Annotated in this window: 13 protein-coding genes; 9 read left to right on the top strand and 4 right to left on the bottom strand. The window is 66.0% G+C overall.

Translation table 11 applies throughout. From position 1 onward, the window contains the following. Window positions 1-6 precede the first annotated feature (6 nt). Window positions 7-942: an NADP-dependent oxidoreductase gene (locus LKE06_RS05200; protein ID WP_227997476.1), complete on the bottom strand. Its 936-nt coding sequence runs from the start codon at window positions 940-942 to the stop codon at window positions 7-9. A gap of 275 nt (window positions 943-1,217) precedes the next feature. Between LKE06_RS05200 and clpB the strand changes: the two genes are divergently transcribed. From clpB to LKE06_RS05160, 8 genes are all read left to right on the top strand, one after another. Continuing rightward, window positions 1,218-3,773, top strand: coding sequence for an ATP-dependent chaperone ClpB (gene clpB, locus LKE06_RS05195; protein WP_227997474.1), 2,556 nt, complete (start codon window positions 1,218-1,220; stop codon window positions 3,771-3,773). A gap of 32 nt (window positions 3,774-3,805) precedes the next feature. After that, window positions 3,806-4,615, top strand: coding sequence for a DUF5666 domain-containing protein (locus LKE06_RS05190; RefSeq protein ID WP_227997473.1), 810 nt, complete (start codon window positions 3,806-3,808; stop codon window positions 4,613-4,615). A gap of 68 nt (window positions 4,616-4,683) precedes the next feature. After that, window positions 4,684-5,868, top strand: coding sequence for a TtfA family protein (locus LKE06_RS05185; RefSeq protein ID WP_227997471.1), 1,185 nt, complete (start codon window positions 4,684-4,686; stop codon window positions 5,866-5,868). Window positions 5,869-5,914: 46 nt separating this feature from the next. Continuing rightward, window positions 5,915-6,727 (top strand): SDR family NAD(P)-dependent oxidoreductase, encoded by an 813-nt coding sequence (locus tag LKE06_RS05180; protein WP_227997469.1) that lies wholly within the window; start codon window positions 5,915-5,917, stop codon window positions 6,725-6,727. 2 nt (window positions 6,728-6,729) lie between these two features. Then, on the top strand, window positions 6,730-7,278 hold the full coding sequence (gene pyrE / locus LKE06_RS05175; RefSeq protein WP_227997468.1) for an orotate phosphoribosyltransferase: 549 nt from the start codon (window positions 6,730-6,732) through the stop codon (window positions 7,276-7,278). Window positions 7,279-7,565: 287 nt separating this feature from the next. Continuing rightward, entirely contained in the window at window positions 7,566-8,624 is a 1,059-nt protein-coding gene (locus tag LKE06_RS05170; RefSeq protein ID WP_227997466.1) for a beta-ketoacyl-ACP synthase 3, read from the top strand. Next, window positions 8,624-9,343 (top strand): lysoplasmalogenase, encoded by a 720-nt coding sequence (locus tag LKE06_RS05165; RefSeq protein ID WP_227997465.1) that lies wholly within the window; start codon window positions 8,624-8,626, stop codon window positions 9,341-9,343. Before LKE06_RS05170 ends, LKE06_RS05165 begins: the two co-directional genes overlap by 1 nt. A gap of 283 nt (window positions 9,344-9,626) precedes the next feature. Further along, window positions 9,627-10,010, top strand: a complete 384-nt coding sequence (locus tag LKE06_RS05160; protein ID WP_227997464.1) for an excalibur calcium-binding domain-containing protein — start codon at window positions 9,627-9,629, stop codon at window positions 10,008-10,010. Between the two features lie 49 nt (window positions 10,011-10,059). Here the strand turns inward: LKE06_RS05160 and LKE06_RS05155 are convergent, their stop codons facing one another. The 3 genes from LKE06_RS05155 to LKE06_RS05145 all read right to left on the bottom strand — a co-directional run bounded on the left by LKE06_RS05155 (window position 10,060) and on the right by LKE06_RS05145 (window position 12,760). After that, entirely contained in the window at window positions 10,060-10,506 is a 447-nt protein-coding gene (locus tag LKE06_RS05155) for a hypothetical protein (protein ID WP_227997463.1), read from the bottom strand. A gap of 203 nt (window positions 10,507-10,709) precedes the next feature. After that, complete coding sequence (locus LKE06_RS05150) at window positions 10,710-11,390, bottom strand: LuxR C-terminal-related transcriptional regulator (RefSeq protein ID WP_227997462.1); 681 nt, start codon at window positions 11,388-11,390, stop codon at window positions 10,710-10,712. Then, window positions 11,387-12,760: a sensor histidine kinase gene (locus LKE06_RS05145; protein ID WP_227997461.1), complete on the bottom strand. Its 1,374-nt coding sequence runs from the start codon at window positions 12,758-12,760 to the stop codon at window positions 11,387-11,389. The genes LKE06_RS05150 and LKE06_RS05145 overlap by 4 nt, the downstream gene beginning before the upstream one ends. Window positions 12,761-12,853: 93 nt before the next feature. Between LKE06_RS05145 and LKE06_RS05140 the strand changes: the two genes are divergently transcribed. Continuing rightward, a complete protein-coding gene (locus tag LKE06_RS05140; RefSeq protein WP_227997460.1) occupies window positions 12,854-13,183 on the top strand; it encodes a DUF4190 domain-containing protein in 330 nt (109 codons plus the stop codon). Window positions 13,184-13,201: the final 18 nt, after the last annotated feature.

The raw sequence follows: 13,201 nt of genomic DNA, 5'->3' as shown, positions 1-13,201 counted from the left end.
CGGCGCTCAGATGGTAAGTACGGTCTTGCCGCGCGCGCCCGACGCGCCGACGACAGTGGCGGCCTCGGCGAGCGGGACGGTCGCGTCGATCGGGACCACGATGTCGCCTGCGGCGACGCGTCGCAGTAGGCGAGTCAATTCCGGTGCGCCGCCGGTGGATTCGAAATTTCCGCCGTTGATGCCGCGCTCGCGTAAAGCGGCTTCGTCGGCGGCCGAGATGGTGGAGTAGACGGTGCCGCCTTTGCGTACGAGCGTGGTCGCCGCCGCCAGCTGTTCGGGCGGGCTGACCAGGTCGAACAGGACGTCGATGCCGTTCGGATAAGCGGCTGCGACCTGCTCGATGACCGTGCCGTCGGTGTAGTCCACCGTCGTGGCCGCACCGAGCCGGGTCATCTGATCGGCGGCATCGCCGCGCGCGGTGGCGATGACCTGCGCGCCTGCGGTATTCGCCAGTTGCACCAGGAAGGACCCGACGCCTCCGGTCGCACCGATCACCAGAACCGTTTGGTCCGGCGCGATTTCGCTGGCGTCGACCAGGTCCTGCGCGGTGAGTCCGGCGGTCGGCAGCGCCGCGGCGGCGCCCGCTGGAACGCCGTCCGGGATGTGAACGAGGGTGCCGTCCTCCGGCGCCACCGAGTAGTCGGCGAAACTGCCGTGGCCGACGGGTGGGGTCAGGAACGTGCCGACCACGCGGTCGCCGACGGCGAACCGGCTCACGCCGGGGCCGATCGAGGACACGACACCCGCGCCGTCGACCCCGAGGATCATCGGAAAGTCGTGGGGCAGTTTGCCATCCAGGAATCCGGTGGCCATGCGCTGGTCGAACGGGTTGACACCGGCTGCCTCTAGTTGTACGCGCACCGCACCTGGGCCGGGTTCGGGCACCGGCATATCGGCCAACTCGGGTGCTGCTCCGAAATTCCGTACCACGATCGCGCGCATCATTCGCTCCTTGATTCGGGCTGGCGGCTCTGGAGGCTGAAGCATCGAAACGGCAACGGCCGTCGTAGGTATCCATACACCACTGACGTCGTGATTCATCGCATTCGACGATGTCACGGCGTAGCGTTTGTCGAGGTAATCAAAAATTTCAAACTTGAGCGGAACAGACTCAACTTCCCCCGCGTTGGACGGTTTGAAGCGGTACCGAGCCGTGCGGCACACGCGCGATCAGGCGAACTCGGGCGCCGCGGAATCGACTACTAGGAAGGTGACTCGTGGACTCGTTCAATCCCACCACCAAGACTCAGGCGGCCCTGACCGCCGCCCTCCAGGCCGCGTCGGCCGCGGGCAATCCGGAGATTCGTCCGGCACACTTGCTGGTGGCGTTACTGGATCAAACCGACGGCATCGCCGCACCGCTGCTGAAGGCCGTCGGTGTCGATCCAGCGACAGTTCGTCGTGAAAGTCAGGACATCGTCGACCGGCTGCCACAGGCGACCGGCGCGACCACCACCCCGCAGCTCGGCCGTGAGGCGCTGGCCGCGATCACCGCTGCGCAGCATCTGGCCACCGAGCTCGGCGACGAATACGTCTCCACCGAGCATGTGCTGGTCGGCTTGGCCGGCGGCGACTCGGACGTGACGATGCTGCTGGTCAAATACGGCGCCACCGCCGACGCGCTGCGTGAGGCATTCACCACCGTTCGCGGCAGCGCCCGGGTCACCAGCCCCGACCCCGAGGGCAGCTACCAGGCGCTGGAGAAGTACTCCACCGACCTCACCGACGCGGCCCGCTCGGGCAAGCTCGACCCGGTGATCGGTCGAGACACCGAAATCCGCCGTGTCGTCCAGGTATTGAGCCGCCGCACCAAGAACAATCCGGTGCTCATCGGCGAACCCGGCGTCGGCAAGACCGCTATCGTCGAGGGCCTCGCCCAGCGCATCGTGGCCGGTGACGTGCCGGAGTCGTTGCGCGGCAAGTCCGTTGTCTCACTGGACCTCGGCGCGATGGTCGCGGGCGCGAAGTATCGCGGTGAATTCGAGGAGCGGCTCAAGGCCGTGCTCGAGGACATCAAAAATAGTGCGGGACAGATCATTACGTTCATCGATGAGTTGCACACCATTGTCGGCGCCGGGGCGACCGGCGAATCCGCCATGGACGCGGGCAACATGATCAAGCCGATGCTCGCTCGCGGTGAGCTGCGGCTGGTCGGCGCCACCACGCTGGATGAGTACCGCAAGTTCATCGAGAAGGACGCCGCACTCGAACGCCGTTTCCAGCAGGTGCTGGTCGGCGAGCCCTCGGTGGAGGACACCATCGGCATCCTGCGCGGTATCAAGGAGCGCTACGAGGTGCACCACGGCGTGCGGATCACCGATTCCGCGCTGGTCGCCGCCGCCACCCTCAGCGACCGCTACATCACCTCTCGGTTCCTGCCGGACAAGGCGATCGACCTGGTCGACGAGTCGGCCTCGCGGCTGCGCATGGAAATCGACTCGCGCCCTGTCGAAATCGACGAGGTGGAGCGCGCGGTGCGACGGCTCGAGATCGAGGAAGTCGCGCTGAGCAAGGAGACCGACGACGCGTCGAAGGCGCGGCTGGACAAGCTGCGCCAAGAACTCGCCGATGATCGCGAGAAGCTCAACCAGCTGATGACCCGCTGGCAGAACGAGAAGAGCGCCATCGACCAGGTCCGGGTCTACAAGGAGGAGCTGGAGGCACTGCGCGGCGAGTCCGAGCGCGCGGAGCGCGACGGTGATCTCGGCAAGGCCGCGGAGCTGCGCTACGGCAAGATCCCGGCGCTGGAGAAGCAACTCGCCGAGGCCGAAAAGTCTTCCGCTGTGGCGAGTGACGGCGAGGTCATGCTCAAGGAGGAGGTCGGACCCGACGATATCGCCGAGGTCGTCGGCGCGTGGACCGGGATCCCGGTCGGCAGGCTGATGGAGGGCGAAACTCAGAAACTGCTGCGCATGGAGGACGAGCTCGGCAAGCGCGTCGTCGGGCAGCCCGAGGCGGTGCAGGCGGTGTCGGACGCGGTGCGCCGGGCGCGCGCGGGGGTCGCCGACCCGAACCGCCCGACCGGCTCGTTCCTGTTCGTCGGCCCGACCGGTGTCGGTAAGACCGAGCTGGCAAAAGCGTTGGCGGACTTCCTGTTCGACGACGAGCGCGCCATGGTCCGCATTGATATGAGCGAGTACAGCGAGAAGCATGCGGTGGCCAGGCTCGTCGGTGCCCCGCCCGGATACGTCGGTTACGACCAGGGCGGTCAGCTCACGGAGGCGGTGCGGCGGCGGCCCTATACGGTCGTGCTGTTCGACGAGATCGAGAAGGCGCACCCGGATGTATTCGACATCCTGCTCGCCGTGCTCGACGAGGGACGGCTGACCGACGGTCAGGGGCGCACGGTCGACTTCCGCAACACCATCCTGATCCTCACCTCGAACCTCGGTGCGGGCGGCGATCGGGAGTTCGTGATGGAAGCCGTGCGCGCGGCCTTCAAGCCGGAATTCCTCAACCGGCTCGATGACGTGGTCATGTTCCATTCGCTCGATGAGGAGCAGTTGGAATCGATCGTCGATATCCAGCTCGACCAGCTACAGAAGCGGCTCTCGCAGCGTCGGCTGAAGCTCGACGTCAGCGATTCGGCACGGTTCTGGCTGGCCGTGCGCGGCTACGACCCGATCTACGGCGCACGGCCGTTGCGCAGGCTGATCCAGCAGGCCATCGGCGATACCCTCGCCAAGGAACTGCTCGCGGGCGAGATCCTCGACGGCGACACGGTCACGGTCACTGTGACGCCCAATGGCGAAAGCCTGCTCGTCGGTCGGTGACGCGCGAGGTGTGACAACCTACCCTGGAGGCCATGACGAATCCGAACGATCCGTGGGCGCGGCGGCCGGAGGATGCCCCGACCGAGCATCTGGGTACGCCGGGAAAGTCCGGATTCGATCAGCCCGCGGACCCCACCGAGACCTACACCTACGAACCGGCGCCCGCCTATCCGTCGACCGAGCAGATGGAGCCGTGGCCGCCGCCCCCGGTGAACGCCACCCGTGAATTACCGCCGTACGACAACCAGTGGGGCGGCTACGAAAGCACCTACGGCGAGCAGTGGGCTGACACGACCATGCCCGCGGGCACCGGCGGCGGCGGTGTCCCGCCCGGACCGCCGGGGCCGGTCGATCAATACCCACCGCCGAAACGCAATACTGGCTTGTGGGTGGCGCTCGTGATCGGTGTCGTCGCGTTGATCGCGGTCGCCGGTGTGGTCGCGGGACTGCTGCTCGGTAGTAAGGATTCGTCGTCGACGAGTGCGGCGAGCTCCGCCACGGTGACGTTGCCGCCCGCGGCCCGCGAGACCGGGACGCCGAAATCCGGCCAGTCCACCGCGACGATTCCGAGCCTGCCCGGGCTCGGCGATATCGACGGCCTCGGCGCGACCATGGGCACCATCAGCGCCAACAACGGCGGCACGCTCACCGTCGATTCGCTGTCGGGTTCGGCGGTCACCGTGCACACCGATGCCCAGACCCAGGTCATCTCGTTGTCGGCGGCGAAGGCCACCGATCTGCCGGTCGGTGACATGATTGTCATCCAAGGTGACAAGGCCGCGGACGGGTCGATTCAGGCCAGGATCATTATCAGCACATCGCTGCCGGGAGGGCCGAGATGAACGACCCGAACCTTCCTGGGTGGGCAGTGACGGGCAATCGATCCGTCGGCTGGTTAGGGTAGACGGCGATGACGGCAATGTGGTTCGGGTTGGCGGCGATCGCGCTGGTTGGTGCGATAGTGCTGCTCTATTTCGACCGGGTTCAGCGACAGCGGACCGGTCATGCGCGCCAGGTCTGGGCGAAAGCCCAGGGATATACGTATGTGTCGGTGGAACCGGCACTCGCGTCGACCTGGCGCCGGGGTGCGTTGGCCAAGCTCGGCTACCTCTCCGCGGTCGATGTGGTGTCCGGCATTCGCAAGGGCGAGAAGTTCGTGCTCTTCGACCTGGAAGACGCGGCGACGCTGGTTGCGGTGCGCAGGCAGATCGGCTCGGACATCGATGTCGATATGCGCCTGAAGACCGCGTCACCGCCGAAGGACGCCGATCTGGAGTTGCTCGGCGCCATCGGCGATCGGGTGGTTTTCGCGACCAATCCGGAGATCGCGAGGCATGCGGTCGATCAGCGCATGGTCGCCTTCATCGAGACGCTGTCCGATTCGGTGCAGATGCTGTGGAGTGAGGGCAACTGGACGCTCGGCATGCTGAATGTCGGTACGGTCGCGCGTGATTGGGAAACCGCTATCGACGCGGTGCTGCGGCTGTCGGGGTTGTTGCATGTGCTGCCCCCGGTCAGCGACGTCTTCGGTGGCGATGGTGGTGACCACGATCCCGGTCGCCCGCATCCACGCGCGCGTACGCGGCGCGGCGATTCGGACGAGTATGACCGGCATGACGAGTCCGACGCCCCGATCGGTGCGTCCCGGCCGCAGACGCCGAGCACCCCGAAGACCGCCGATGATTACGACGGGCCGGATTTCGAGGATTCGGCCTATGACGCGTCCGAATACGACGAGGAACTCGACAAGCCCGCCGCACTGGCGTCGATCGCACAGGAAACGCCGCGCCGTCCCTCTCTCGCGGTAGTGCCCGATTCCCGTACCCGTCCGCGGGTGGAACAGCGCAGGGCCGACGACGAGCGGCGCGAGTCCGACGATGAGGCCGAGCGGCGCGAGTCCGACGATGAGGCCGGGTGGCGCGAGTCCGGCGATGACGTCGACGGCGACCTGCCGAAGCCGGATCGTCGCGACCAGCCCCCGCGGGGCGTCGCCGAGGTCGACGACGACTGGCCACCGATCGATGACACCCCGGAGCCGCCCGGTGGTCCATTCCATCCGGGATTCCGTCCATACCAGGGACCCGTGCCGCAGTGACCGGCTGCGCCGGTCGGGCCGAGGCGACGAACTGGATTGCGCGGACATGACCGACAGCTATGTTCCCGCGCGCCTGCCCGGCGCCAGCCGTCCGTTCGCCTTGGTCACCGGGCCGACCTCCGGCATCGGGCGCGGCTACGCGCTGCGACTCGCGTCACTGGGCTACGACCTGGTGCTGGTGGCCAGGAACAGCGAACTCCTCAACGAACTCGCCGCCGAACTCGACCGGAAATACGCCACCCGCTCGGAGGTGCTCGTCGCCGATCTAGCGAACACCGCGGATCGTGACCGTGTTGCCGTGCGGGCCGCCGCCGGCGTCGAATTCCTGGTAAACAACGCGGGATTCGCGCATTCCGGCGAGTTCTGGACGCTGGAGCCCGAGCAGCTGCAGGCGCAACTGGATGTCAATGTCACCTCGGTGCTTCAGCTGAGCAGGGCGGCGCTGCCCGCGATGATCGCGGCGGCCAAAGGCTCGATCGTCAATGTAGCCAGCGTCGCCGGCCTTATCCCCGGACGCGGCTCGACGTATTCGGCGTCCAAGGCGTACGTCGTATCCTTCTCCGAGGGTTTGGCGGGTGGACTGGCCGGAACCGGAGTCCGGGTCCAGGCTTTGTGCCCCGGGTTCGTCCGTACCGAATTCCATGAGCGAGCCGGTATCGAGATGTCGTCGCTACCGAAACCGTTGTGGCTGAGCGTGGAACAGGTTGTCGCCGGTTCGCTGCGTGATCTGGAGAAGAACCGGGTGCTCAGCGTGCCCGGTATGCAGTACAAAGTGCTTACCACCGTCGCCGGGATGATCCCGCGAACCCTGGCGGCCCGAGTCAATCGCGGCCTGTTCAACGCACGCGGAAGGACATAGACATGATCGACCAGGTGACTGCCGACCGAGACGAGCTGGCCACGCTGGTGCGTGAGCTCGCGGTGGTGCACGGCAAGGTGACGTTGTCCTCGGGCAAGGAGGCCGACTACTACGTCGACCTACGCCGCGCAACCCTGCACCACAGCGCCGGGCCGCTGATCGGCACACTGCTGCGAGAACTGGTGGCGGACTGGGACTTCGACTCCGTCGGCGGGCTGACTATGGGCGCCGACCCGGTCGCGCTCGCGGTGATGCACGCGCCCGGACGCCCGATCGACGCGTTCGTGGTGCGCAAGGCGGCCAAGACACACGGTATGCAGCGCCAGATCGAGGGCCCGGATATCGTCGGCAAGCGGGTGCTCGTGGTCGAGGACACCACCACCACCGGCAATTCACCGCTCACCGCCGTGCGCGCGTTGCGCGATGCCGGTGCCACCGTGGTCGGGGTCGCCACGGTTGTCGACCGCGAGACCGGAGCCGACCAAATCATCGCGGCCGAGGGCCTGGAATACCGGTCGATCCTCGGCCTGAAGGACCTGAAGCTGAGTTGAGCACGCCAGCGCTGAGCTGCCGCTGCCCGGTCGTGACGGAACTGGCGCTGGGTTAGCGGAGCCGGTGCCGGGCTTGGTGGAGCTGGTGCTGGGCTTGATAGAGCCGGTACTCGGCTTGATAGAGCCGGTGCTCGGTTAAGCTGCGTTTGCGGGCCCGGGTCGGGGCCGGACTTCAGTAATGGGAGCTGTCGGCGACCGAAACGAGGTGACGGCGCGACCCGATAGGGAACGCAAGCGCCAAGCGCAGCGCGGCGGTCGGAGACAGTGAAGGGTCGTGTGAGTTACCTGTGGTGAGCATTGCAGTCAACAAGAGTCGTGAGAACGTCGCGATGCTCGGGATCGGTGCTTACCGTCCCCAACGTCTGGTCAGCAATGAAGAGGTGTGCGAGGTTCTCGACTCCACCCCCGAGTGGATCTTTGAGCGCACCGGTGTCCGCAATCGCCGTTGGATCAGTGGCGACGAGACGCTGCAGTCGATCGCTGCGGCCGCAGGTGAACGCGCGATCGTCAACAGCGGCATCGACCGTTCCAAGATCGGCACACTGATCCTGGCCACCTCGAGCTGGCTGACGCTGACCCCGCACGGCGCCCCCAAGGTCGCCCACGACCTGGGAATGAACGGGATCGCCGCGTTCGATCTGACGTCGGGCTGTGGTGGTTTCGGCTACGGCCTCGGCGTCGCCGCCGACCTGATCCGGGCGGGCTCCAGCGAGTATGTGCTGCTGATCGGCGCCGAGACGATGACCGTCGGCCTCGATCCGACCGATCGCGGCACCGCGATGATCTTCGGTGACGGTGCGGGCGCGGTGGTGGTTGGGCCGAGCGCGGACAACGGTATTTCCCCGACGGTGTGGGGTAGCGACGGTAAGAACGCGTCCGCGATCGAGCAGGACGTCGACTTTCTCGAATACATGCAGAAGGCGCAGACGATGCAGGGTACCGACCCGGCCGTCGAGCCGATCGGAAGGATGTCGCTGCGGATGGAGGGGCCCCGGGTATTCCGTTGGGCCGCAGTCACTTTGCCGCGCGCACTGTCCACCGCGCTGGAGGTGTCGGGGGTGTGCAAGGAGGACATCGAGGTCTTCATCCCGCATCAGGCCAACGCCCGCATCAATGACCTGATGAAGAAGAATCTCGGCCTGGCCGACGACATTCCGGTGGCCAACGACATAGAGAACACCGGAAACACCTCCGCCGCTTCGATTCCGCTCGCCATGGAAGAGATGCTGGTGACCGGCAAAGCCAAGGGCGGCCAGACGGCGTTGCTGCTCGGTTTCGGCGCGGGCCTGAGCTACGCGGGTCAGGTGGTCACGCTGCCGCCCGCCCCCGACGAGCCGAGCTTCTGATGGTGTCGCCTTCGCGGCCGTTTCGAGCCGGGTTTCTCGCAGCGGCGGCCGTCACGGTATTCGGCGCGGTCACCGGCCGCGAGCGGTTACAGCGGGTCGCCAAACCACTGATGATGCCATTGCTCGCGGCGGATGTGGTGGTCGAGGGCGCGGCAATTGATCCAGTCGATCGGACCGTGCTGCTCGGTTCGCTCGGCGCCGCGACGGTCGGCGACGTTCTTTTGATCGCCCCGGACGACGATCGTCGGCTGATTGCGGGCGCGTCGTCGTTCGCGGTGATGCAGACCGGGTATTCGGCGCTGTGGTGGCGGCGCGGTGGGCGTCCGCATGCCGCGATCGCAGTGCCGCGGTTGGTCGCGTGGCTCGGTGCGGGTGCGCTAATGCGGGCGAAAGCCCCGAATATCGCCGCGCCGTTGACCGCCTACGGCGCGACACTCGGCACCGCGGCGGTACTCGCGTCCGATCCCGGCCTCGCGCCGGACTCGAAAAACATTGCGGGGGTGAATATTCCCGATCACGATCCGCGTAGCAGGCTCGGCGTGGGCGCGCTGCTGTTCACCATCTCCGATGGGCTGATCGTGCTGCGCAGGCTTTTTGCGCACGGGGAACGGTCTCGTCGCGTCAGTGAGGGGGTCATCCTGGCCACCTACGCCGCCGCCCAGTTCTTGCTCGCCGACCCACGAGCACACGCGAAAGTGCCTGTCGGTACGTCGGATTGAACTTCCCCAACGCCGTCGGATAGGCGGGATGACACCTCTGCTCGGGCTGCGCCGGCAGGAAAGCGTCTGTCGGGGTCGAACTGTTGTATCGCCTCGAAATATTTGCAGGATTGTTTTCCTCTAATTTGCCGTGATTGCGCTGCTCGACCTGTTAGCGTGTCGCTTGCGACGACTCAGTCGGGGGAGTAGCCGTTCGTCAGGGTTCACATGGTCCCTGGCGTGTTCGAACTCGTTGCGCGCATGGAAGTCTCGTCCCCATGCCATGAACCCTGGGATAACCACCGTGAAGACCTTCCTGCTGAATCGTCGGCGCACACTCGGTGCCGGTTCGGCCTGCCTGATCGCCGCTGCCACATTGGTACTCGGCTCGCCGCTCGCCGGCGCGGACCCACTGAACGATCTGCTGTGCAACTCCGGATCCGCGCAGCTGTGTCCGGCTCCGGCGCAGCCCGCTCCGGCTCCGGCACCGTCGGTTCCGTCGGAACCGGTTCCGTCGGTTCCGGCGAATCCGGTTCCGTCGGTTCCGGCGAGTCCGGCTCCGAACCCCGGGGTGTACTACAAGAACTGTGACGCGGTCCGTAACGCCGGTCAGGCTCCGCTGCACCGGGGCGAGCCTGGTTATGCGGCGCACCTCGATCGTGACAATGACGGGATCGCCTGCGAGTGAGATAGGCCCACTGCTGCAGGTGTGGCCCCATCGAACGCGACGGTGATCGTCACAGCACCACGATGATGCGATCGCGATTGTGTGGATCCACCCGGATCGAGATGGTTTCGCCGACCTCCAGCAGTGGCTTGTCGGCCGGGGTTACATCGAAAACGATAGTGCCCCGGTAGCTTTCGGAGCCTGGCACGGTGAGCTCCAGATCCAATGCGGTGAGCTCGGTGTGATGATCGGTGTGCTCGAGCGGGTGGGTGCCCTCGATGGTCGCCCAACCCTCCAGGCCCTGGCGCCACAGTCGCCGATCCGCCCGGTTCGGCCGCACGGCCAGCAACATCCCGAGCCCGACACACGATCCGAACAGTCCGACGAGCGCGATGATCTGATAGGGCTCGGTCCCCGGCGGCGTGTGCGGTAGCAACCAGCCGAGCCACAGCCCGAGCAAGACCACATACCCGGCGGTCACGCCGAGTATCGTGCGGAGCACGCGCACATGATCCATATCAGCCTCCACCCAGACTGTCCTGCTCTTCCCAGGATAGTTCGGCCGCGCCTCGCACGAACCCGCTCATCGCGAATCGCCGAGATCCACCCGTTCTACTGGGACACCGCAACGATCGCTGAAGCGTGCACGCTGTCCCGGCAGCCCAGATAGGTCAGCATTGTGTGCCGCGTCGTTACGGGGGCGGCCGGGCCAATGGCGGTTCAGCCCTTCAAACGCAGCACCGCGAGCACCCTGCGATGGTGCGTATCCGACGGTGGTAGATCGAGTTTCGCGAAGATATTGCCGATGTGTTTTTCCACGGCGCGTTCGGTAACCGTCAATGTCGTGGCTATCGAGTTATTGGTCAGCCCTTGCGCCATCAATTCGAGGACCGCGCGTTCGCGCGGGGTGAGCCGGGCCAGTGAATCTTGTTGGCGCGCGGCACCCATCAATTGACTCACAACCTCCGGGTCGAGGGCGGTACCGCCGGTGGCCACCCGATTCAAGGCATCGATGAAGTCGCGGACATCGGCTACCCGATCCTTGAGCAGGTAGCCGACGCCGCTCGCGCCACCGGCGAGGAGTTCGGTGGCATAGCGGGTCTCGATCCACTGGGAGAACACGAGCACGCCGGTCATCGGGTATTTCCTGCGCAGCTCGATCGCGGCGAGCAGACCCTCGTCGGTGAAGGATGGTGGCATGCGCACGTCGACCACGGCGACATCCGGGTTATGGGCGCCGACCACGTCGCTCAGCGTGCTCGCGTCGCCGACCATGGCCACCACCTCATGGCCGCGCTCGGTGAGCAGACCGGCCAGGCCGTCGCGCAGGATCGCGCTGTCTTCGGCGATCACAATGCGCAGCGGCGTGGTCGGGGGCGGTGGTGTCGCGGGTGTGCTCATTGGGGCCCGGCCTTCGGTAGCAGGATGGTCACCACGGTGGGTCCGCCTGTCGGGCTCTGCACGGTCAGGGTGCCGTCGACGGCACGGGCTCGCGCCGCAAGACCCGAAAGCCCGCTTCCGGCGACGGTTGCCCCCTCGTTGGGTGGTAAGACACCGCCGATTCCGTTGTCGCGCACGGTGACCGCGATGGTGTTGATATCGGTCGGCGCGACCGATATCCAGATACGTTCCGCGTGAGCGTGTTTGACCACATTGGTGAGCAGCTCCGCGACGGAGAAGTAGGCGATCGCTTCGATCGCCGGGTGTGGTCGCTGCGGCAGCAGCACCCGCAGCTCTACCGGAACCGCGCAGCGCGCCGCCAGGGTTTCCAGGGCTGGCCCAACGCCGAGTTCCAGTGCGGGCGGATGGATTCCGCGCACGAGTTCACGCAATTCGGTGAGCGCTTCCTTGGAACTGGCGTGTGCGTCGGCGATCAGATCGCTTGCGTCACCGTCGATCGCCAGCCGGTCCTCGGCGCGGCCCAACGCCATAGCGATGGTGACCAAGCGGGCTTGGGTGCCGTCGTGCAGGTCGCGTTCGACGCGGCGCAACGTGTCCGCGGCATTCTCGACCGCGGCCTTTCTGCTGGCCTTTAGTTCGGTCAGTTGGGTATCGCGCGCCGTCGCCGACAGCAATGCCACCGTCAGTGCCCGGTGCGGCAGGCAGATGCCGCGCAGCAGCCACGGCAGGGCGAAGCAGCTGATGATGCCGACCGCCGACATGAGCAGCACCCTTGGCCAGGAGTCGATATAGATCGATCCGAACTGGGCGAGTGAATGGTGTTCGACGCCGTTGTCGTCGGTATTCGTCGGATGCAACAGCACCCACGGAATCGGCGAGATCGCCGTGAATACCACGATCACGATTGCGATAAGCACGAAATAGCCGACCACCATACCCAGTACGGCCTGTGCGATGAGGAACGCGATCGCCCGCCAACCGGCCCGATCGGTGAAGGCGCTTTTCAGAAATCCGATCAGCCCCGGTTTCGGCGCGAACCGTGGCGGCGCGACCACCATGGTACCGAGCAGATTTCGGCACAGTGTGCGATAGATCCGGCCCCAGGTCCTGCCACCCACGATCACCAGCGCGAGCACCCACGGCCCGATGATGACGAACGTGGCATACAGCCCGACGAGGAAACCGGCGAACAGATAGGTGATCGCGACGCAACCGAGCGCGAAAACCGTGAATACGTAGGCCAATTCCTTCCAGGTACGGGCCTGGACCGGTGCCCGTAGCACCGCGCGCAGTACCCGCTGGGCGGATCGGCCGGGCGGCCCGGCCGGTGCGTCGAGCACGCTGGTCGGATCGGCGTGTGTGTCGGTCATGAACTCCATATTTGTCTCCGGTTGTGGTCGGATTCGATGGAGCTATCCGGCGAATACCTGGTGTAGCTAGCTACACCAACTACCATCCTGCGCATGAGCTACCCGCCTCCGCCGCCGCAATACGGCTATTCACCCTATGGTTACGGTCCGCCGCAGGACCATTCGCAGGCCACCACAATCCTTATCCTGGGCATCCTCGGCCTGGTGTTCTGCCAGATTCTCGGGCCTTTCGCGTGGGTGATGGGTAGGAAGGCGCTCAACGAGATCGACGCCTCCAATGGCACCATCGGCGGGCGCAGCAACGTGATGATCGGCTATGTCTGCGGAATCATCTCCTCGGTGCTGATCATCATCGGCATCGTGGTCTTCGTCGCGGCCATCGTCATCGGTGTCGTCGCCGGTTCTTCCTCCTCCACCTACTGACACCGCGACGTCCCCGCC

This window comes from Nocardia australiensis, from assembly GCF_020733705.1.
Taxonomy (GTDB): domain Bacteria; phylum Actinomycetota; class Actinomycetes; order Mycobacteriales; family Mycobacteriaceae; genus Nocardia; species Nocardia australiensis.
This window is presented reverse-complemented; position numbering and strand designations above follow the sequence as displayed.